The sequence below is a fragment of the Hamadaea tsunoensis DSM 44101 genome, assembly GCF_000428945.1.
Classification (GTDB): Bacteria; Actinomycetota; Actinomycetes; order Mycobacteriales; family Micromonosporaceae; genus Hamadaea; species Hamadaea tsunoensis.
Window position 1 is genome coordinate 379,709 of sequence record NZ_AUAX01000002.1, and the last position, 19,840, is coordinate 399,548.

At 71.7% G+C, this 19,840-nt stretch carries 19 protein-coding genes; 11 read left to right on the plus strand and 8 right to left on the minus strand.

Annotation, left to right across the window (positions count from 1 at the left end):
• Positions 1 to 53 precede the first annotated feature (53 nt).
• On the minus strand, positions 54 to 530 hold the full coding sequence (locus G401_RS0104270; protein WP_051366111.1) for an SRPBCC family protein: 477 nt from the start codon (positions 528 to 530) through the stop codon (positions 54 to 56).
• A gap of 126 nt (positions 531 to 656) precedes the next feature.
• On the opposite strand from G401_RS0104270, the gene G401_RS43360 reads away from it, so the two are divergent.
• On the plus strand, positions 657 to 1,427 hold the full coding sequence (locus tag G401_RS43360; protein ID WP_051366112.1) for a histidine kinase: 771 nt from the start codon (positions 657 to 659) through the stop codon (positions 1,425 to 1,427).
• Positions 1,424 to 2,551: a sensor histidine kinase gene (locus G401_RS43365; protein WP_051366113.1), complete on the plus strand. Its 1,128-nt coding sequence runs from the start codon at positions 1,424 to 1,426 to the stop codon at positions 2,549 to 2,551. The genes G401_RS43360 and G401_RS43365 overlap by 4 nt, the downstream gene beginning before the upstream one ends.
• On the opposite strand, the gene G401_RS0104285 is transcribed toward G401_RS43365, so the two are convergent.
• Entirely contained in the window at positions 2,537 to 3,142 is a 606-nt protein-coding gene (locus G401_RS0104285) for a response regulator transcription factor (RefSeq protein ID WP_027341532.1), read from the minus strand. The two genes, G401_RS43365 and G401_RS0104285, sit on opposite strands and share 15 nt — an antisense overlap.
• 178 nt (positions 3,143 to 3,320) lie before the next feature.
• Between G401_RS0104285 and G401_RS55585 the strand changes: the two genes are divergently transcribed.
• Complete coding sequence (locus G401_RS55585) at positions 3,321 to 4,073, plus strand: hypothetical protein (RefSeq protein ID WP_157545304.1); 753 nt, start codon at positions 3,321 to 3,323, stop codon at positions 4,071 to 4,073.
• A gap of 4 nt (positions 4,074 to 4,077) precedes the next feature.
• Here the strand turns inward: G401_RS55585 and G401_RS43375 are convergent, their stop codons facing one another.
• Positions 4,078 to 6,603: a cation-translocating P-type ATPase gene (locus tag G401_RS43375; RefSeq protein ID WP_051366114.1), complete on the minus strand. Its 2,526-nt coding sequence runs from the start codon at positions 6,601 to 6,603 to the stop codon at positions 4,078 to 4,080.
• A gap of 152 nt (positions 6,604 to 6,755) precedes the next feature.
• Between G401_RS43375 and G401_RS0104300 the strand changes: the two genes are divergently transcribed.
• On the plus strand, positions 6,756 to 7,280 hold the full coding sequence (locus G401_RS0104300; protein ID WP_027341534.1) for a GNAT family N-acetyltransferase: 525 nt from the start codon (positions 6,756 to 6,758) through the stop codon (positions 7,278 to 7,280).
• Positions 7,281 to 7,482: 202 nt separating this feature from the next.
• Here G401_RS0104300 and G401_RS0104305 read toward each other — a convergent pair whose 3' ends face one another.
• Positions 7,483 to 8,388 (minus strand): universal stress protein, encoded by a 906-nt coding sequence (locus G401_RS0104305; RefSeq protein WP_027341535.1) that lies wholly within the window; start codon positions 8,386 to 8,388, stop codon positions 7,483 to 7,485.
• Positions 8,389 to 8,415: 27 nt separating this feature from the next.
• Complete coding sequence (locus G401_RS0104310; RefSeq protein ID WP_027341536.1) at positions 8,416 to 9,408, minus strand: Acg family FMN-binding oxidoreductase; 993 nt, start codon at positions 9,406 to 9,408, stop codon at positions 8,416 to 8,418.
• Positions 9,409 to 9,539: 131 nt separating this feature from the next.
• Between G401_RS0104310 and G401_RS0104315 the strand changes: the two genes are divergently transcribed.
• From G401_RS0104315 to G401_RS0104330, 4 genes are all read left to right on the plus strand, one after another.
• Positions 9,540 to 10,175, plus strand: coding sequence for a response regulator (locus G401_RS0104315; RefSeq protein WP_027341537.1), 636 nt, complete (start codon positions 9,540 to 9,542; stop codon positions 10,173 to 10,175).
• Between the two features lie 87 nt (positions 10,176 to 10,262).
• Entirely contained in the window at positions 10,263 to 10,802 is a 540-nt protein-coding gene (locus tag G401_RS43380) for a winged helix-turn-helix domain-containing protein (RefSeq protein ID WP_034590667.1), read from the plus strand.
• 8 nt (positions 10,803 to 10,810) lie between these two features.
• Positions 10,811 to 11,689, plus strand: coding sequence for an MBL fold metallo-hydrolase (locus G401_RS43385; protein WP_064741679.1), 879 nt, complete (start codon positions 10,811 to 10,813; stop codon positions 11,687 to 11,689).
• A gap of 184 nt (positions 11,690 to 11,873) precedes the next feature.
• On the plus strand, positions 11,874 to 12,206 hold the full coding sequence (locus tag G401_RS0104330) for a hypothetical protein (RefSeq protein WP_027341538.1): 333 nt from the start codon (positions 11,874 to 11,876) through the stop codon (positions 12,204 to 12,206).
• 46 nt (positions 12,207 to 12,252) lie between these two features.
• Here G401_RS0104330 and G401_RS0104335 read toward each other — a convergent pair whose 3' ends face one another.
• The gene (locus G401_RS0104335) at positions 12,253 to 13,926 is read right to left on the minus strand and encodes a GAF domain-containing sensor histidine kinase (protein WP_051366163.1); all 1,674 of its coding nucleotides are present in this window, start codon (positions 13,924 to 13,926) and stop codon (positions 12,253 to 12,255) included.
• Positions 13,927 to 14,019: 93 nt separating this feature from the next.
• Here G401_RS0104335 and G401_RS43390 point away from each other — a divergent pair, with 93 nt between their 5' ends.
• Entirely contained in the window at positions 14,020 to 15,429 is a 1,410-nt protein-coding gene (locus tag G401_RS43390; protein ID WP_084556805.1) for an MFS transporter, read from the plus strand.
• A 149-nt stretch (positions 15,430 to 15,578) separates the two neighbouring features.
• Here G401_RS43390 and G401_RS0104345 read toward each other — a convergent pair whose 3' ends face one another.
• The gene (locus tag G401_RS0104345) at positions 15,579 to 16,340 is read right to left on the minus strand and encodes an alpha/beta fold hydrolase (protein ID WP_027341539.1); all 762 of its coding nucleotides are present in this window, start codon (positions 16,338 to 16,340) and stop codon (positions 15,579 to 15,581) included.
• A gap of 188 nt (positions 16,341 to 16,528) precedes the next feature.
• Positions 16,529 to 16,789, minus strand: a complete 261-nt coding sequence (locus G401_RS43395) for a hypothetical protein (RefSeq protein WP_051366116.1) — start codon at positions 16,787 to 16,789, stop codon at positions 16,529 to 16,531.
• Positions 16,790 to 17,134: 345 nt separating this feature from the next.
• Here G401_RS43395 and G401_RS0104355 point away from each other — a divergent pair, with 345 nt between their 5' ends.
• Positions 17,135 to 17,683 (plus strand): DoxX family membrane protein, encoded by a 549-nt coding sequence (locus tag G401_RS0104355; protein WP_084556829.1) that lies wholly within the window; start codon positions 17,135 to 17,137, stop codon positions 17,681 to 17,683.
• A gap of 621 nt (positions 17,684 to 18,304) precedes the next feature.
• Positions 18,305 to 19,810, plus strand: a complete 1,506-nt coding sequence (locus G401_RS52340) for a TIR-like protein FxsC (RefSeq protein ID WP_051366117.1) — start codon at positions 18,305 to 18,307, stop codon at positions 19,808 to 19,810.
• Positions 19,811 to 19,840 lie beyond the last annotated feature (30 nt).

A 19,840-nucleotide genomic window follows, 5' to 3' on the forward strand; every position in this document is an offset into this window, starting at 1 on the left:
CGAGGTCGTCGTCTGGCGAAGATCGGACGTCGCGGCGTACGCGAAACGGCGGGCTACGAAGCGGGCGCGACCTCGGCGGCCGCGCGGACGAGGTGCTCCAGATCGGCCTGGATGCCGTTCCTGATGCCCTTGCCGAGGATCAGGTTCCACACGCGGGCGAGCGGTCCGGCGAGCGTCACCGTGACGTCGATTCGCGTGTGCCCGCCGGAAACGGTGTCGACGAGGTGCCGGAAGGTCAGCCGGGCGCCGAACAGCAGCGAGACGTCGGTGAACTCCGAGGGGGTGAGCACGGCGACGACGAACTTCGTCTTCGGGCCGCCCTTGGGCTTGAGCTCGCCGGTCGCCCCGGCGGCGAACGGCCCGTCGAGGCGTACCCATGCGGTGTCGGTGTTCCACTGCGGCCAGGTCGCCATGTCGGCCCACCGGGCGAAGAACGCCGACGCCGGGAGGTCCGCCGTGACATGGGCGCGCGCGACCGTGATTCCCGGCGTACGCGTGGTGCTGCTGTGACGTTCGGCAACCTGTGGCATGGCTGGAGCCTTTCCGGCGACGGAACACGCGACGGGAGCGCGTGAGGACGAGCGACTGCTCCGAGTCTTGTCGGCGGTGCCGCCGCGGCCCAGTGGACAGATTCACGAGCGAACCGTGAAGATCTCATGGGTCCGTACGGGGAGGGGGCGACCGCGGTGACGGCGAAACTCAGGCTGCGCGCGGAGGACCACCTCGCCGTGGGGGCGACGATGTGCTGGCTCCTGATCGGCATCCTCGGCCTCATCGGGCGCCACGCCGCCCACCGGGGCTGGGGGATCACGATTCTCTGCCTGATCACGGCGCTGCAGATCTGGCACTGCCGGCGCAGCCACGACCGGCGGCGCATGCGGTTCTGGACGGTCACGGTGCTGCTGCAGGCGGGGCTGACCTACGCGCCGGTGTTCTTCCTCAGCGCGGATTCCGTGGGCGGCGCCGGGCTGCTGGCCGCCTCGCTGCTGCTGTTCCTCGCGCCGCCGTGGCGCTGGGCCGGCTGGGCAGCGGTGATCGCCAGCCCGCTGCTCATCGTCGCGATCGGCCGCGAACCGCTGTCGCTCGGCGTCTACTTCCTGCTCGGTTCGGTGCTGTCCAGCCTCGGCATCTTCGGCCTGACCCGGCTGACCGACCTCGCCGGGCGGCTGCGGGCGGCGCGTACCGACCTGGTCGGGCTGGCGGTCGCCCGGGAGCGCGAACGCGTCACCGGCGACCTGCACCACCTGCTGGGTTACCGCCTGACGGCCATCGTGTCGCAGGGCGAACGCGCGCGGGTCGCGGCCGCGGGCGGCGACGCGCGACAGGTCCGCGCGGAACTGGCGCCCCTGCTGGTCTCCTCCCGTCAGGCCCTCGACGATGTACGCGCGACGGCCCAGCGCTACCGGGTCCGGCCCGGCCCGCGATGACGGCCACCGAACCCGGTCCCGACGAGGCGGCGATCCCCGCGGCGCGTACGGCGATCGCCGTCACGGTCGCGATGATCCTCTGCTTCGTGGCCGTCACGTTCGGCTCGATCCTGTCCACTCAGTCCGAACACCTCGGCTGGTACGCGGCGACGCTGGCCGCGCTGGCGGTGATCCAGATCAGGCATCTGCGCGGCGGGCTCGGCGGCCGCCGGCCGCGGTACTGGATCGCCACGACGGTCCTGCAGGTGGTGCTCATCTATCCGCCCTTCCTGGCGGCGGGGATCTCCTGGGTGGCGACGCCGGCGTTCCTCGGCGCGACGCTGCTGCTGTTCCTGCGCTCCCGGTGGCGCTGGGTGCTCTGGGGCGCGGTCGTCGCCGGCGAGGCCGCAATCGTCCGGGCGCTGGACCCGGACCTCGTGGACTGCGCGTACTACACGGCCGGGCTGGTCTTCGCGAGCATCTGCATCTACGGCCTGACCCGGCTGGCCGACCTGATCGTCGAGCTGCGCGCGGCCCGGGCCGAGCTCGTCCGGCTCGCGGCCGCCGGGGAACGCGACCGGGTGGGCCGCGACCTGCACGACCTGCTCGGCTACAGCCTCACCGCCGTCGTCCTCAAGGGCGAGCTGGCCGATCGGCTGGCCGGTGGCGACCTGCCGCGGGCGGCGGCGGAACTCGCCGGACTCGTGGACGTGGCCCGGCAGGCCCGTTCCGACGTACGCACGATCGCCACCACGCAGCGCCGCATGTCTCTCGACGACGAGCTGGCGGCGGCCCGGTCCGTTCTCGTCTCGGTCGGCGTCGCCACGGAGGTGTCCGGACCGGACGACGCGCTCGACGCCGGCACGCAGACCGTCCTGGCGACCGTTCTGCGGGAGGCGGTGGCCAACCTGCTGCGCCACAGCCAGGCCACCACGTGCACGATCCGGGTGCGGATCCGGCCGGACGGGGTCGCCCTGCGCGTACGCAACGACGGCGTCCCCGCGGTGCCGGCCGGCAGCCCCGGTACCGGTCTGGACAATCTCGCGCGGCGGCTCGGCGAGGCCGGCGGTCGCGTCGAGACGGACACGGCGACGGCGGGCTGGTTCGAACTCATCGCACGGCTGCCCGCCTCAGAGCCAGCCTGACTCCTGCGCGATGCGGACCGCGTCGACCTTGCCGCGGGCGTTGAGCTTGGTGATGACCGCCGTCAGGTAGTTGCGGACGGTGCCCACCGACAGGAACAGCCGCCCGGCGATCTCGACCGGCGGAGCCCCGGCCGCCGTCAGCCGCAGGACCTCGGTCTCCCGCGGCGTCAGCGGACTGTGCTGGGCGTCCCACAGCGCGGCCGCCAGTTTCGCGTCGATCACTCGCTCGCCGGCCGCGACGGACCGGATGGCCGCCGCCAGCTGTTGCGGCGGGGCGTCCTTGAGCATGAACCCCTCGACACCGGCCTCCCGGGCGCGCAGCAGGTTCGCCGGGTGCCCGAAGCTGGTCAGGATCAGCACCCGGCAGTCCGCCAGCCGCTCCCGCAGCCGCCCGGCCGCCGTCAGCCCGTCCATGCCGGGCAGGTCGATGTCCAGCACCGCCACGTCCGGCCGGACGGCCAGGGCCGCCGGCACGACGGCGTCACCTGAGTCCACTTCGGACACGACCTCGATGTCGGGCTCGAAGCCGAGCAGCGCCACCAGCGCGCCGCGTACCAGGCGGTGGTCTTCCGCGAGCAGTACGCGAATCATCGCGACGTCCCTGGCCGGACGGGTGAGCGTTGCGGACGGCGTGCGGTCATCAGACAACTGTAGGAGGTCGGCCGGTAGGCCGGATCCGGCGCTCCCGAGGCCGCTGATCTGCCAATAAGGTACCCACACTGCCGCTGCATCTTTCCTTCCCGTGCGCGGCGTGCATGTAATGGACGGCATGGCCCTCGTCTTCACGGTGGAGCGTGATTGGCAGGACGGGATCTGGACCATCACGCTCGCCGGCGACTATGCCCACGCCGACCACGTCGATCTGCGGCGGACGGTCGCGAGATGCCTGGCCGACCGGCCGGCGACCATCATCTTGAACCTGCAGGACGTCAGGTCCACCGACCCGCTGCTGCCCCACGCGCTGGCCACCGAGGAGCGCCGGGCGCAGCGCGAGGAGGTGTCCCTGGTGTGCGCGCTGAACGACGAACTCGCGACGACGGTCCGGGCGGCGAGGATCGCGAACTTCCTCACCGTCTATCCGAGCGTCGCCGTCGCCCACACGCTCGTGGCCGGTGCGGCCACCCACCGCTGGCTGCACGTGCTGGTCGAGGACATCCCCAGCACCGTGAGCCACTGCCGCAACCGGGTCACCGCGGCCTGCCTCGCCTGGGGCGTCTGGCCCGTCCAGGACGCCGTCCGCAGCGTCACCACCGAACTGGTCGGCAACGCGCTGCGGTACGCCGGCGGCCGGGCCGAGGTCACCTTCACGCTGCGCCGCGGCCTGGTACGGATCGGCGTACACGACTTCAACGCCACCTTGCCGGTCCTGCCGTCGCCGGTCGGCGTCCCCGCACTCGGCGCCGGCCGGATGCGGGGCCTCGACCGGGTCGCCGCGACCGCGACGACCTGGGGCGCGCGCAAGACGCCCCGCGGCAAGGTGGTCTGGGCGGCCATCCGCGTCGGCCCCTCGTCGAGCGCCTGATCCGTCAGCCGGTCTCCGCGGTCCGCTCCGCCGGCCGCTCCGGCCGCAGGCGGACGATCCCGAGGACCAGTCCGGGGATCACCGCGGCCGCCACGCAGATCCCCCACTCCGTGAGCGTCAGCGACTCCGTCCGCAACAGCAGCCGCAACGGTTCCAGTACCACCGCCGCCACCTGGGCCACCGCCGAGGACGCGATCGCCAGCAGCAGGCCGGGATTCGCCCAGCCCTGCCCGTGCGGGCGGCGTGCGCGTACCGCCAGGGCGACGCCCAGCTGGGCGAGGCCGAGGACCACGAACACCATCGTCTGCCAGGGCCGGCCGGCCGCCGACGCGTACACGCCGACGGCGAGGGTCACCGCCGCGACGAGGCTGCCGAGGGCCAGCACCGTCCACCCCAGACCGCCGCCGAGCACCTGCTCCTGCGGCGGCCTCGGCGGGCGTCGCAGCAGGCCGGGTTCGGCCGGCTCGGCGCCGAGGGCCACCCCCGGCAGGCCGTGCGTGAGCAGGTTGATCCACAGGATCTGGCCGGGCAGCACCGGCACCGGCAGCCCCAGGAACGGGCCGGCCAGCATGACGACGATCTCGGCGAACCCGCCGGCCAGGGCGTACCGCAGGAAGCGGCGGATGTTGTCGTAGACCCGGCGGCCCTCGGCGATCGCCACGGTCACCGTCGCCAGCTCGTCGTCGACCAGGATCAGGTCCGCGGCCTGCCGCGCCACCTCCGTGCCGCCGCCCATCGCCACCCCGATGTCCGCGCGGCGCAGCGCCGGCGCGTCGTTCACCCCGTCCCCGGTCATCGCCACGACCTGCCCGCCGTCCTGCAGCGCCGCGACGATGTCCAGCTTCTGCTCCGGACGCGTACGCGCGAACACGCCGGCCGATCCCGCCGCCTGCGGTGCCCCGCCGTGGCCGATCTCGTCGCCGGGCGCCCAGATGCCCAGCTGCCGCCCGATCGCCGCCGCCGTCTGCGGATGGTCCCCGGTGATCAGCATCAGCCGTACGCCGGCCGCCCGGATCCGCTCGGCGGTGTCGGCCGCGCCCGGCCGGAGCGGATCGCCGATCCCGACCACGCCGAGCACCTCCAGCCCGGCCGGCGTACGCGGATCGCCCGGCTCCCCCCTGCGCGCGGCGACGGCGAGCACCCGCAGCCCCTGTGCCGCGAGCTCCTCGGCGGCCGTCAGGGCCTGCGCGACGGCCGGATCCGCGGGGTCGGTGATCGGCGCGGCGAGCACGGTCTCCGGCGCCCCCTTGCAGACCGTCAGGTACGCGTCGCCGTCCTTGTGCACCGTCGTCATCCGCCTGGCCTCCTGGTCGAACGGCTGCTCGTCGACGCGCGGGGCGGCTGAGCGTACCCGCGCGGGGTCCAGACCGCAGCGGGCGGCGAACGTGACCAGCGCGCCTTCGACGGGGTCGCCCACCGCGTACCAGTGGGGGTGCTCGCCGTCCGGAGCGAGGACCGCGGCGTCGGAGCAGAGCACGGCGGCCCGGGCGAGGTCGAGCAGCGGCGCGCCCGGCGGCGGCTCGACCTGGCCGGCCGGATCGTAGCCGGTGCCGTGTGCACTGTGGACGATCCCGGCGGTGTACGCGCGCCGGACCGCCATCTTGCCCTCGGTGAGGGTGCCGGTCTTGTCGGAGGCGAGGACGGTGACCGAGCCGAGCGCCTCGACGGCGTGCAGGTTGCGCGGGATGGCGCGGTGGCGGGCCATCCGGCGGGCACCGAGGGCGAGCGCGAGGGTGACCACGGCGGGCAGCGACTCGGGCACGGCGGCGACCACGAGGCTGACGCCGACGAGGGCCATGGTCAGCAGGCTGCGGCCCTGCAGGAGGCCGATCGCGGCGACCAGGGCACTCAGCAGGACGATGAACACCCCGAGCGTACGCCCGAACGCGGCGAGCCGGCGTTGCAGCGGCGTCGCGGTCGGCGCCCCCGTACGCGTGAGCGCGGCGATCTGCCCCAGCGCGCTGCGCGGCCCGGTACGCGCGACCGTGCCCGTCGCCCGCCCGGTGACGACCACCGTCCCGGCGAGGAGTTCCTGCTCGGCCGCCCGGGCGACGGGCACGGACTCGCCGGTGAGGGCGGCCTCGTCGACCTGGCACCGGTACGCCTCGGCGATCACGATGTCGGCCGGCACGACGTCGCCGGCCTCGACCCGGACAAGGTCGCCGCGCACGAGCCCGGCCGCCGGGATCTGCCGGTCGGCACCGTCCCGCACGACCCTCGCGACCGGCGCCGCGAGCGCGTCGAGGGCCGCGATCGCACGGTCGGCCCGGACCTCCTGGGTGACGCCGATGGCGGTGTTCAGCGCGACGACCAGCACGATGATCGCGGTGTCCGGCCAGTCGCCGAGCAGCGCCGTGACGACCGCGGCACCCAGCAGGATCGCGACGAGCGGCTCGGCGAGCTGGGCCCCGACCCGGCGCGGCAGGCCGCGCGGCCGCGGCTTGGGCACCTCGTTCGGCCCGTCCGCGGCCAGGACCGCCGCCGCCTCGGCCTCGCTCAGCCCGCCCGGCAGACCGGTGGCGATCGTCATGACCCGAGCATGACGGCGCGAAGGGCTCCGCCAGTAGTGCGCCACGCCCCTGCCCGTCAGGACTTTCGTCCCGGCCTACCATGATGATCAAGAGCCTGGCCGCCGCTGGTCTTGATCTCTGCGAGTACCACCGCCACGTTGGGAGTCACGCCATGCCGGTCACCCGGGTCGCCACGCTCGACGACGCCCCCGCCGTCACCGAACTTCTGCGTACGCACCGGGACGCCCTCGCGCCCTGGGAGCCGCTGCGCGAGGACGCCTGGTTCACGCTCGACAGCCAGCGCGCGATCCTCGAAACGTCACTCCAGGCGTACGCGCAGGGCACCCTGGTCCCGCTGGTCATCGTCGACGGCGATCTCGACGGCGGCGAGGTCATAGGTCGACTGAACCTCAACGGTGTCACCCGGGGCGCACTGCAGTCCGCGGCCCTGGGCTACTGGGTCAGCCCGACGCACCACGGCCGGGGATTCGCCACCCGCGCGGTCGCCGACGCCGTCGCCCTGGCCTTCGGCGAACTCGGCCTGCACCGGCTGCAGGCCGAGACGCTGCTGCACAACACGGCATCGCAGCAGGTGCTGCTGCGCAACGGATTCCGGCCGTACGGGGTGGCGCCGTCCTACCTCAACATCGCCGGCCGCTGGCAGGACCACGTCCTCTTCCACCTCCTCAACGAGTGAATCTCACGCGCCATCGTCGTCGTTCTTCCATCCGGGAGTACGCGTAGCGGCGCCGACCAGTTCCGAGGACATCTCCGATCCCGGGCGGCCGCCGCGCGATCGCCCGGTGTCAGGGATGTCCTCGTGCTCAGTCGGCGCCGCAACGCGTATTCCCGGATGGAGGTAGGACCACCACGGCGCGTGAGAAGCCAGAAGTACAGGATTAGATTTGGTGGTCTGCGTGGATGACGGCGATCGGATGCACCGCGTGGTGGACGAGCGCCTGGCTGACCGAGCCGAGGAGCAGCCCCTTGAAGCCACCCCTCCCCCGGCTGCCGACGACGATCAGGCCGGCGGTCCGGGCCGCGTCGATCATCGCCTGCTGGATGTTGTGCGCGGCGAGCGTACGGGTCTGGATGCGGACGCCCGGCTCGTGCGCCCAGGGTGCGACCGCGTCGGCCAGGACCAGCCGCGCGCCGGCCTCGGCGCGGGCGACCTCGTCGCGGGTCTGTGTCGCGGTGATCGGGAAGACGTGCAGGGCGATGAGGTCGACGTCGCGACGGCGGGCCTGATCGACGGCGAACCGCAGGGCGGTCTGGCCGGCCGGTGAACCGTCGACGCCGACCAGGATCGGGCCGTCGGGGGCGGGTGGCGCGGGCGGCTGCTCGGGGCCGGGCGGCACCTCGGCGGCGGGCGGCCGCAGCACGATCACAGGGCTCTCCGCATGCGCGATCAGCTGCGACGACACCGAACCGAGCAGCAGTTCGGTGAAGCCGCCGATGCCCCGGCACCCGACGACGGTGAGCTGCGCCCGGCGGGACTCGTCGATCAGGATCCCGGCCGCGCCGCCGACCACCTGCCGGCCGGAGATCTCACGCACAGCCGGGTACTCCTCGCGCAGCTGCTTGCCCAGAGCGGCCAGCTGCTCGTCGATCTCCGGCCGGTCGTCGGGCAGGTAACCCATGCCGGTCGGGAAGTAGCCGTACATCGGAATCTCGTACGCGGCCAGCAGCACCAGCGGTGCGCCCCGCAACTCGGCCTCGTGGGCGGCGTACCGGGCGGCGGCGAGACCGCCCGCGGACCCGTCCACCCCGGCGACGACCGGCTTGATCGGGATGTCGGTGGGCATGGCTCCTCCTGAAGTCTGGGAGATCGATCAGTTCTCGGAAACGGTCACGATGTCGCCGAGGCTGCGGCGGGGACTGGCCGGCGGCGTGCCCTGCGGCGGGTGGCCGACCCGCAGGGCGAGCTGCGGCAGACCCACCCCGGCCAGCAGCCCCCGCAACCGCTCCCGCGTCAGCGCGGTCTCGGTGACGTCGCTGATCGGCGCGCCGGCCAGACCGTCCACCGTCGCGGTCAGCAGCATCGACGAGAGCGCCTGCCCCGTACGCAGCCAGGCCTCCGGCGTGTCCTCGTCGGTGAACAGGATCGCGTACAGGGCACCGGCGTCGGTGTGCTCGCCGGCGTCCAGGCCGGCCGCGCCGGGGACGGCGAAGTCGCGTACCGGGACCCGGCGGGCACCCGGGGCCACCGCCGTCGCCGCCGGTACGCCCTCCCCGTTGGCCGGACCGGGCACCGAGCCGACGGTCCACCGGGCCAGTTCCCGCCGGTACGCGGGATCGGCCAGTTCCAGCTCCCCGGCCTGGGCGGCGACCGCGGCGAGGGCGCCGACCTGGTGCTCGCGCAGGACCGCGAGGTGCGCGCCTTCGGCCTCGGCGGCGGCCGCCAACCGCTGGACGGCCGCGTCGGCGACCGGTTCGGCCGTGAACGCCCGCCGGTCCGTACGCCGCTGCGAGATCGCGTGGTACATCACGTACTCGTGGACGTCGGCGGTCCGGGCCTCGCCGGGTTCGATGACGGCCAGCAGATCCGGGTCGGCCGGGTCGGGCAGTACGCGTACCGTGCTCGACCGGCCGCCCGCCGTCACGGCAAGCCGCGCGTGGTGCAGCGCCGCCCCGCAGCTCACCGTCAGCAGCCGCCCTTCCGGGTCGGCGACGAGCAACTGGCGCGCGCGGTCGGCGTACAGGCTCAAGGTTCGTCCGGCAACGACCCACCGCCACGGCTGGGTGTTGAAGATGGAGGGCGCGTGCAGTGCGGCCTGCGCCGCGGCGCGCAGCTGCCGTTCCGTCACCGGTGTCGTCTCGGTCATGCCCCCACCCTGCGCCCGCCGCGGCGGTCTGCGCAGAGTCCGCCGCCCGCAACGCACGGGCCACAGGTCCCGGCGCGACGCGGGACCAAGGTCCCTATGCGCGCGGTTGCGGCTGCTGCGACACTGACGGGATGATCCGGGTGTTTCTCCTCGACGACCACGAGGTCGTCCGCCGTGGCCTGCGCGAGCTGCTGGAGGCTCAGGGCGACATCGAGGTCGTCGGCGAGTCCGGCCTGGCGGTCGAGGCCGCCCACCGCGCCCCGGCGCTGCGCCCGGACGTCGCGATCCTCGACGCCCGGCTGCCCGACGGCAGCGGCATCGACGCCGCCCGCGACATCCGCTCGGTCGACCCCTCGATCAAGGTCCTCATCCTCACGTCCTATGAGGACGACGAGGCGCTGTTCGCCGCCATCATGGCCGGCGCCGCCGGCTACCTGCTCAAGCAGATCAAGGGCACCGATCTCGTGGACGCCGTCCGCCGGGTCGCCGCCGGGCAGTCGCTGCTCGACCCCGCCGTGACGCTACGCGTGCTCGAACGCATCCGGCATCCGCAGCAGGAGCCGGCGCAGCTGCGCTCGCTCAGCGAGCAGGAACGCAAGATCCTGAACTACATCGCGGACGGGCTGACCAACCGCCAGATCGCCGAGAACATGTTCCTCGCCGAGAAGACGGTGAAGAACTACGTCTCCAGCCTGCTGGCGAAGCTCGGCCTGGAGCGGCGTACGCAGGCGGCCGTTCTCGCGACGCGGCTGCGCGACGGCCGCTGACCCGTCCCGTTCCACCCGGCGGCACCCGGGTCGTCAGATGTCAAAGACTCCCTTGACATCTCGCAATGCCAAAGTACTCTTTGGCTTATGCGCGTCACCGATCCGCAGGCGATCCGGGCATTGGCCCATCCCCTCCGCCTCGATCTCCTGGAACTGCTCGGCACGATCAGCCCGGCGACCGCCGCCCACTGCGGCCGGATCCTCGGCGTACCGCAGGCGAACTGCTCGTTTCATCTGCGGCAGCTCGCCAAGTACGGATTCGTCGAGGATGCCGGGCCGGGCGAGGACCGCCGCGAACGCCAGTGGCGCATCGCCGCGACGACGCCCCGGATCCGGATCGACTCCGGCGGCGACCACCTGCTCCGGCGGCAGATCGAGAACGTGGTGGTCGACCGCGAGATGGCGGCGATCCGGGCGTACGTCGACCGGGAGCAGGACGAGCGGCCCGAGTGGCGCGAAGGCCTGGGCCTGGCGACCGGGGTCGCGAAGCTCACCGCCGAGGAGGCCGCCGAGCTGGCCGTGAAGTGGCGCGCCCTGCTCGAGCCCTACCAGACCCGCGACGACCGGCCCGGCGCCCGGCACGTCCGCGTCTTCGTTTCCGTCACCCCCCTGGGAGAAGAGCAGTGAATCTCGATGTGAGTCTCGATGTCACGTGGATCCACGGCACCGCCGGCGAGCCCGACATCCAGCTCCACCGCGCCGGCGACGGCACGTTCATCCTGCGCCAGAACAAGGCGGTCACCTACGAGGCGCCCTTCCTCTTCCTCCTCGCGGGCGACGACCGCGCGCTGCTCCTGGACACCGGCGCGACCCCCGGGCCCGAGTCCTTCCCTCTGCGGGCCACGGTCGACGAGCTGATCGGCGACCTCCCGCTCGTGGTCGCGCACTCGCACGGGCACGGCGACCACGTCGCGGCGGACGGCCAGTTCGCCGACCGTCCACACACGACGATTGTCGACCGCGACCTGGAAGCCGTACGCGCCTTCTTCGGCTTCGGCCCGGCCGACGACCGGCTGCCCGGCGAGACCGTCACCTTCGAGCTCGGCGGCCGGACACTGTCGATCATCGGGTCGCCGGGCCACCACAAGGCCGCGATCACCGTCCACGACCCGCGTACCGGCTTCCTGCTCACCGGCGACACCGTGCTCCCCGGCCGGCTGTACGCCTTCGACTACCCCGAGTTCCTCGCCACGCTGGACCGCCTCGTGGCTTTCGCCGACGAGCACACCGTCTCCTACGTGCTCGGCTGCCACGTCGAGATGCGGCAGCAGCCCCGCCGCGACTTCCCGATCGGCGCGACCTACCACCCGGGCGAGCGCCGGCTGGAGATGACCGTCGAGCAGCTGCGCCAGGTCCGGAAAGCGGCCCACGACGTCGCCGGGCGCCGGGGCGTACACCGGTTCGACGACTTCGTCATCTACAACGACCCGAGACAAGGCGATCTGCTACGGCTGCTCGTCCGCGGCCGGCTGCACAAGCTCATCGGCCGCCGCCCGCCCCGCCGTACCCCCTGACCCCTGGCTCTCGTCGCCACCCCGTTCTCGACGATCTTGCGCGAGTGTCTCGAATTTCGCGGCGAACGCCCGAAAGGCCCGGACATTCGCGCAAGATCGCGGGAAGCGGGAGTGGCCGCGGGTGTATCCAGGCGACCGGGTGGGGCCCCTCATCTGCGTACGCACTCACGATGAGGAGAGTCCGATGGACGAGTCGAAGCCCACCCGCCACGAACTGAGCGGTGACGACCAAGCCCGCATGCTCCGGTTGACCGAGGAGATCCAGGGACGGCTGCAGGAGATCAGCCTCATCGCCGGGCGGGTGCTCGGCGTCAGCTATCCCCCGGACGTTGTCCGGCAGTTCAAGCCCGTCCCGGTACGCCGGGAGTCCGACGGTGTCCAGACCGGCATCTACATCGAGATCGTGGCCGGCGGCCCGGGTGTCTGGTACGACGACGTGTGCTTCGTCTACTGCGCGGGCGAAGGTACGCCGGTCACCTGGATCGAGTCGCCGTGCGGCGGCAGCATGTCCTGCTGATCCACGGTCTGCCGATTCACGGTCTGCTGATTGGTGGTCTGGTGAGTCACAGGGGGATGTCCCAGACGAGTGTGGTGCCCGCTCCGGCCGGTGAGTGCAGTTCGATGTCGCCACCGTGCCGGCGGGCCCGTTCCCGGGTGTTGGCCAGACCACTGGACTCCACCGCACCGCCACCACCGTCGTCGGCCACCGTGACCGTCAGGCGGCCCGCCCCGACCGCGACGGCCACCTCGACCTGCTCGGCGTGCGCATGGCGTACCACATTGGACAGTGCTTCGCGGACGACGGCCAGGACGTCGCCGTGCAGGACGGCCGGAACCGCCGAGTCGACCGGGCCGACGATCCGCAGCGCCGGCCGGAACCCGAGCGCCTCCGTCGACTCATCAGCCAACCGGCGTACCTCCACACGCAACGAACCCGCGATCGGCGTCCGCAACTCGAAGATCGCACCACGGATGTCACGGATCGTCGCGTCAAGATCGTCGATGGCCAGGTTGATCCGCTCCGCGACCTCCGGCTTCGGCGCCAGACTCGCCACCGTCTGCAACCGCAGTCCCGTCGCGAACAACCGCTGGATGACCACGTCGTGCAGGTCACGGGCGATCCGCTCCCGGTCGGCCAGCACCACCAGCTCCTCCCGGTCGGCGTGCGCCTGCTCCCGCTCCAGGGCCACCGCCGCCTGATCGGCGAACAAACCGATCAACAACAACTCCTCCCGATCACGAGGCTCACCCTCATACCCGACCAGCAACGCACCCCGACCCCGACCGAACGGCGTCACCGACCCCCGCAACAACGGCAACCCGACCGGCCAGTCCGCCAAGTCCGCGAGCCGCTCCACCTCCACCGGCTCACCACTGGCCACCGCCGCACCCACCACCGTCCCCACCACCGGAACACTCGCGGCGGCCAGGTCCGGCAACGGCTGCACCGCATCCAGCGCGGCCACCGTCAGCAGATCATCATCGTCACGCAGCAGCACCACCGCCAACGCGGCATCGGCCGCCGCCCGCGCCTTGCGTACCACGACCGACAACGAACTGTTCGGCCCCGCCGCGTCCGCGACCGCCGACGTCACCTCCGCCGTCGCCGTCAACCACCGCTGCCGCCGGCCCGCCAACGCATACAGCCGCGCGTTCTCGATCGCCGCACCCGCCGCCGACGCCAACGCGATCATGATCTCCTCATCATCGTCGGAGAACACCGCCGCGTCCCGCTTCTCCGCCAGATACAGATTCCCGAACACCTGATCACGGATACGCACAGGTACGCCGAGGAAGCTGTGCATCGGCGGATGATTCGGCGGGAAACCCGCCGACTGCGGATGCTCGGTAATGTCCGGCAGACGCACCGGATGCGGATCGGCGATCAACAGACCCAACACACCCCGACCCGTCGGCGGATTCCCGATCGCGGCATGCGTACGCGGATCCAACCCGTGCGTGATGAACTCCACCAACTTGCCCTCGGCCCCGATCACACCCAGCGCACCATAACGGGCATCGGTCAGCTGACACGCCGCCACCACGATCCGCTCCAACGTCGCCCGCAGATCCAGATCGGTACCGATGCCCACGACCGCATCCAGCAGACTACGCAACCGCTCCCGGCTGGCCAGCACATCACCGACCCGGTCAAGGAGCTCCTGAAGCAACTCGTCGAGGCGTACACGGGAAAGGGGCGTCAACCCCAGAGCGGACAATGGCTCCACGCCCCCGATTCTATCGGGGGCTTCCGGCGGCGATGGACGTGCGTAACGGCCAACAGCGGATATAGGCCGACGGTGGAGCGCCGGAACGCCCACAATGGAGGCGTGGACGACGACGCCCGACCCGCGGAGCCGCCTGGTGATCCAGGCGGGGCCGGATTCTGGGCCGCCGTCGGCATCCGTCCGTTCCGGCGGCTGTGGCTGGTGCTCGGCCTGTCCTCGCTCGGCGACTGGCTGGGCCTGCTGGCGGGGGCGGCGTTCGCCTCCGCCCAGGTGTCGGCGCCCGCGGCACAGGGCGCAGCGTTCGGCACGGTCATCGCCGTGCAGCTGCTGCCCGCGCTCATCCTGGGCCCGGTCGCGGGCGTGGCCGCGGACCGGCTGGACCGCCGGATGACCATGGCCGCCATGGACGCGGCCCGATTCCTGCTGTTCCTGTCGATCCCGGTCGGCGGGCTCGTCCTCGGCTCACCCGAAATGGTGGTGGCCTGGACCGCCGTCGCGCTCTTCCTGGCGCAGACCGCCGCCCTGGTCTGGACGCCCGCCAAGGAGGCCGCCGTGCCGAACCTCCTGCCGCACGGCCTGCTGGAGACGGCCAATCGCCTGACCCTCGTCACGACCTACGGTCTCACGCCGGTCGCGGCGGCGCTGGTGTTCGCGGCGATCTCGCGGCTGCCCCAGTGGGGCCGGGTCACCCCGGCCCACCTGGCGCTGGCCTTCGACGCGCTGACCTTCCTGGCCTCGGCCGCCGTCGTCTACCTCGGCATCCCCGAGATCTCCGGCCGCGTGGGCCGTCCCGACGGCGCGCCGACCGGCCTGGTACGCCAGCTCGCCGAAGGCGCACGTTTCATCACCGGTACGCCGCTCGCCCGTGGACTGGTGATCGGCGTCCTGGGGGCGTTCGCAGGGGCGGGCGTGGTGATCGGGACGGCCCGGTTCTACGCCGCGTCCCTCGGCGGCGGGGACGCCACCTTCGGAGTCCTGTTCGCCGCCCTGTTCGCCGGTTTCGGCGTCGGTACGCTGGCCGGCCCGGGCGTCGTCGGCCGGCTGTCGCGCCGCCGCTGGTTCGGGCTGTCGATCATCCTGGCCGGCGCGGCGGTGGCCGGCCTGGCGTTCGCGCCGCGGCTCGCTATCGCGGCGGGCTGCGCGGTCGTCGTGGGAGCCGGTGCGGGCATGGCGTTCCTGTCGGGGATCACCCTGCTCGGCGGCGAGGTCGACGACGCCGTCCGGGGCCGCGTGTTCGCCTTCCTGCAGACCGCCGTACGCGTCACCCTGCTGCTCACCGTCGCCGCGTGCGGCGTCATCGTCGGCGTCGGCGCGTCCCGGCGGCTGCACGTGGGCCCGATCGACCTGCATGTGTCCGCGTCACGGGTGATGCTGGCGATCGCCGGGGTCGCCGGAGTGGCCATCGGGGTGCTGGCTCTGCGGCAGATCGACGACCGGCCGGGCGTACCGGTGCTGGCCGACCTCGCCCGGTCGGTCCTGCGCCTGCCCGACCGTTCGGACCGCGATTCCTGAACCGTCCCCGGCCGGTGACGCCGCACGCAACGCAGGCAAGTCAGGCCCCGCAACGCAGGCAAGTCAGGCCCCGCAACGCAGGCACGTCAGGCTTCGCTCAGTGGACGGGCGGCAGGACTTCGCTCGATGACGGGCGAGCCGGACGTCGCTCAGTGGTCGGTGAGCCAGGCGACGACCGTGGACACCAGCCAAGCGCGCTGGGACAGGTGGACGTCGTGGCCGGCCCCCAGCGCCTCCCGGAACTTCCCGCGGGGGATCGCCGCGGCGAATTCGCGGACGAGGTCCGGCGGGCAGAACGGATCGTCGGTACCGGTGATCAGCAGGGCCGGGCAGCGGATGGCGGCTGCCTGCGACCGGCTGATGTCGCCGCCCGCGTCGATGATCGCACCCATCGCCTCAGCCCAGCTGCGGGCCATGATCCGGGCTTCCGCCACGCCGTACTTCTCGGCCAGGTAGGCCGCCAGGGTCTTGAGCTCGTCGATGGGGTCGTCCGGCAGCCGGGCCAGCCCTTGCAACAACCGGGGCGCCGCCACGACCTGGCCGGCCGCTCCCCAGGCGGCGACGGACAACGCCCCGGCCGGCCGCAGCGCCGCCATGAGAAGTGCCAGCTCGCCGCCGTCGCTGAAGCCGACGAGATGGGCCACGCCGAGTCCGAGTTCGTCGAGCAGACCGAGCAGGACGAGGGCGTCGTCGCGGTAGTAGGTCGAGGTGTACCGCCTCGGCTGAGGCTGCGACCGGCCCGACCCCGGTATGTCGACGGCGATGACGCGGAACCCGGACACGAGTTCGAGTCGCAGCCGATCGAGGTCGATGATGCTGCCACCCCAACCCGGCATGAGCACCACGGCGTCACCCCGGCCGTGGTCCTCGTAGTAGACCCGGTTTCCGTCCGATGGCTCGTACCAGGCCATGGAGCCCTCTCAGCGCCGGCGATGGGAGCGCCGACCGGCGGGCCGGGCCTCCGCCCCGTGAAGGTAGCAGGACCGCTCCGCACCGGCGATACGACCTCAGGCGGTACGAATTCCGATAATACGCCTCATAGCGGTACAGATCCGGGCGGTACAGATCCGGGGCGGTACAGATTCAGGGCGGGACGGACTCAGGCGAGGTCGGCCGGGCGACCGGAGCCGCCGGTGGTCCCGCCCCGCACAGCCTCGCGGATCCACCGCATGCGGGCGGCGGCGGTCTCCGGGTGGTCGCCGTACTCCTCGGCGACCCGCTCGGCGCAGTACTGCGGGCCGAACTGCCGGAGCACGGTCGCGATCACCGTGGAGATCTGCCGGGAGTCGGGCTGATCGGACGCCTGGACGTGGGACGCGAAGAGCGCCTCGCGCATCGTGTCGATGTTCGGCTGGAACATTGCATCCTCCAATGCACTTCGCTTGGATCCATCGTCGCGTCCGGTCACAGCCGCGAAACATCGTCTTTACGGCCTATTACACAAAAGGTATTTCGCGGAGGAACGGTGCTAAACAGGACCGCACCTCGCAGGTCTCCCTACGCTCGGTAATCAGGCATACACCGGCGAGTCACCTACCACGACCGGTTCACCGGATCGTCCGGACAGGACCAAGGGCCCGTACGCGAGGGTGCTGCGACTCTGCCGGCGAACCCGACACGGCGCGCATCGTGAACACGGAAGACAGGAAGGAAAAGGCAGGACCACCGAACGCAGACGCGGTCGATGACGGCGAAGGAGACAGCCATGACCACGACGACCCGCCGGACCGACGCTGGGCCGGCACCATCCACAGAGGAGACCTCGGCACAGAGGGCAGCCCGCTACGTCTTCGCCGGCGTACGCATCGCGATCGGCTGGACGTTCCTGTGGGCCTTCCTCGACAAGCTGTTCGGCCTCGGGATCGCCACACCCGACAGGGGTGCCTGGATCAACGGAGGCAGCCCGACGGCCGGCTTCCTCGGCCACTCGGCGACCGGCCCGTTCGCGTCGGTATGGCACGACGTCGCCGGCACGTGGTGGGCGGACTGGTCCTTCATGATCGGCCTGCTCGGCATCGGCCTGGCCCTCATGCTCGGCATCGGAATGCGCATCGCGGCCGTCGCGGCCACCGTCATGTACGTGCTGATGTGGAGCGTCGTACTGCACCCGGCGGCGAACCCGTTCCTCGACGACCACCTGATCCAGGCCGGTGTCGTCATCGGGCTCGCCCTCATCGGCGCGGGCGGCACGCTCGGACTCGGGCACTGGTGGACGCGTACGGGGCTGGTGCGGCGGTTGCCCTGGCTCACCTGAGCGCACCCCGCTTGGGCTGGTCGGCCGCCAATGCCGGCCAGCCCTGCGCGCGAACATATGCCGACCTTACTGACGGCGAGAGTATGCAATGAGCATTCCGTTAGCGGCTGCTCGGACCGCCCGCGGCCTGAGCCCCGGCACGGAGCCACCGATGACGGCCGTCATCGGTGGCGCTCCGCGGTGGATGTTACGAACGGTTCGGTGCCGGTCGTAGAGTCTCCACGCCCAGGTATACGACGGCCCACACACAGGGAGGGGCGCCTCGGCGCCGACACCGGCCATCATGGTGTGCGTGGCGATCAGCTGACCTGAGCTGCTGTGCCCGACGGCGGTTGATGGACGTCGTTCCGTCCCGATGGACGATCAGCGTCGTCCCCTTGGAGCCACCGCGACGCTCAGCGCGGCGGTAGCCCTGATCCATTGTGGACGCGTTATGATGATCAACCTCCATTTATGAGATCGACTGAACCGCTCGCCGGACGCTACCGATCAGGAGCATGCGATCGACTCGCCGACGACCCGGCGCACGCTCCTGTCCATCCGGCTGAACGCCCGAGATCACTTCGTGCTGGATATCCTGTGAACGACCCGGCGACGTCATCCGAAGGAGGCCCAGAACCTATGGCCGGTGACCAGCCGGTGCAGCGACGGGACTTCTTCATCAGCTACGCCAGGGTGGACGAGCCCTGGGCCCGCTGGATCGCCGTCACGCTGGAGCAGGCCGGCTACAAGACCTTGGTGCAGGCGTTCGACTTCCGCCCCGGCAACGATTTCGTGCATGCGATGCGGGTGGGAGCCGAGTTCACCGACCGGACCATCGCCGTCTTCTCCGAGTCCTACTTCACATCGGCGTACGGCGCGGCCGAGTGGCAGGCGGTCTTCGCCAAGGACCCGACCGGCGCGAAGGGACTCCTGATACCGGTCGTGGTGGACGAGGAATGTGAACCACCGGGCCTCCTCAAAGCCCGCATACGCGTGACCCTTGTCGGGCTCAGTGAGGAGGAGGCCAAGGTCGCACTGCTGGAGGCCGTCGACCGGAACCCGCTGCGGCCGACCAGCGCGCCCTTTCCCGGAGTTCCGGCCACCACGCCGCGCGTGGTCTTTCCCGGCGATCAGCCCGCAGTCTCCCCCAGCGATCAGCGTGTGGCCCCTTCCGGCGGTCGGCCCGTGGTCCTCTCCGGCAGGTCGGACACGAATGCCTCCGAGTTTCCGCCTCCACCGACAGCGCCCGTTCAGCTGCGAGTCCGAGGGCTGGTACTGGAGTCCGCCACGGGCGTACCGCTCGCGGGCGCGACGGTCGTCCTGCGCGACTCCGCGGGCAAGGCCTTTCAGCAGCTGACAGGCGATGACGGCGGCTTCTCCTTCCCGGAGGTCACCCCTGGGACGGCCCATCTCGGCGCGCAACTGAAAGGTTATCGGCAGCGGACCGGCCCGGTCGCCGTCGAGGCCGCGACCATGGCTCCCGACGTCGAACTCCGGATGAGCCGGGCGGTCCCGTCGCTCGGCGTTGCCCCTCGTCGCCCGGTGCCGGCCGATCGTCGCCCTGAGGGGCCGGTGTTCCATCTCAGCTACGCGCATACCGGCCAGGGCAACAAGGATGTCCTGAGATTCTTCGACCACGTGGTGGCGGACCTCGATCAGCTGATCACCGCCGTGCCCGGCCAGTCCCTCGGGTTCACCGACCGGATGCTGTCGCCGGGCCTGGACTGGCAGCGGGAGTTGCTGGAGGTGCTGAACACCTGCCAGGTCTTCGTCCCGCTGCTCTCGGAGCGGTATCTCCACCGCAGCCCGTGGTGCGTCAAGGAATGGGACGTGTTCAGCCGCCGCGCCGTGCGGAACGGGGACGGCTCGGCGACGGTGCGGTCCGGCATCCTGCCGGTCCTGTGGGCGCCGGTCGGCAGCGGGATTCCCCATCGCGTACAGGCGGTTCAGGGCTTTGCGCCCGAACGTGCCGCCCTGCGGAACCGGTACGCGGCGGAAGGCGTACTCGGGTTGGCGAGGATGAGCGAGAAGGACTACCGGGAGGTGGTCTGGTTGATCGCGTTGGAGATCAGCAGGATCGCCGCAGAGGTCGTGGTGGAACCAGGGACGACCTCGACCACCGACGGTCTGATGTCACAGTTCTGAACGGGAGTTCGCCCGCGAGGTGGAGCTGCC

Excerpts from the sequence above, each read along its gene's own strand:
- G401_RS52340 (WP_051366117.1), top strand. The coding sequence starts at position 18,305 with ATGGCCGGTGACCAGCCGGTGCAGCGACGGGACTTCTTCATCAGCTAC.
- G401_RS55585 (WP_157545304.1), top strand. The coding sequence starts at position 3,321 with ATGGCCCTCGTCTTCACGGTGGAGCGTGATTGGCAGGACGGGATCTGG.
- G401_RS0104355 (WP_084556829.1), top strand. The coding sequence starts at position 17,135 with ATGACCACGACGACCCGCCGGACCGACGCTGGGCCGGCACCATCCACA.
- G401_RS0104330 (WP_027341538.1), top strand. The coding sequence starts at position 11,874 with ATGGACGAGTCGAAGCCCACCCGCCACGAACTGAGCGGTGACGACCAA.
- G401_RS43395 (WP_051366116.1), bottom strand. The coding sequence starts at position 16,789 with ATGTTCCAGCCGAACATCGACACGATGCGCGAGGCGCTCTTCGCGTCC.
- G401_RS0104285 (WP_027341532.1), bottom strand. The coding sequence starts at position 3,142 with ATGATTCGCGTACTGCTCGCGGAAGACCACCGCCTGGTACGCGGCGCG.
- G401_RS0104300 (WP_027341534.1), top strand. The coding sequence starts at position 6,756 with ATGCCGGTCACCCGGGTCGCCACGCTCGACGACGCCCCCGCCGTCACC.
- G401_RS0104310 (WP_027341536.1), bottom strand. The coding sequence starts at position 9,408 with ATGACCGAGACGACACCGGTGACGGAACGGCAGCTGCGCGCCGCGGCG.
- G401_RS43360 (WP_051366112.1), top strand. The coding sequence starts at position 657 with ATGGGTCCGTACGGGGAGGGGGCGACCGCGGTGACGGCGAAACTCAGG.
- G401_RS43365 (WP_051366113.1), top strand. The coding sequence starts at position 1,424 with ATGACGGCCACCGAACCCGGTCCCGACGAGGCGGCGATCCCCGCGGCG.
- G401_RS0104305 (WP_027341535.1), bottom strand. The coding sequence starts at position 8,388 with ATGCCCACCGACATCCCGATCAAGCCGGTCGTCGCCGGGGTGGACGGG.
- G401_RS43380 (WP_034590667.1), top strand. The coding sequence starts at position 10,263 with ATGCGCGTCACCGATCCGCAGGCGATCCGGGCATTGGCCCATCCCCTC.
- G401_RS43375 (WP_051366114.1), bottom strand. The coding sequence starts at position 6,603 with ATGACGATCGCCACCGGTCTGCCGGGCGGGCTGAGCGAGGCCGAGGCG.
- G401_RS0104315 (WP_027341537.1), top strand. The coding sequence starts at position 9,540 with ATGATCCGGGTGTTTCTCCTCGACGACCACGAGGTCGTCCGCCGTGGC.
- G401_RS0104270 (WP_051366111.1), bottom strand. The coding sequence starts at position 530 with ATGCCACAGGTTGCCGAACGTCACAGCAGCACCACGCGTACGCCGGGA.
- G401_RS0104345 (WP_027341539.1), bottom strand. The coding sequence starts at position 16,340 with ATGGCCTGGTACGAGCCATCGGACGGAAACCGGGTCTACTACGAGGAC.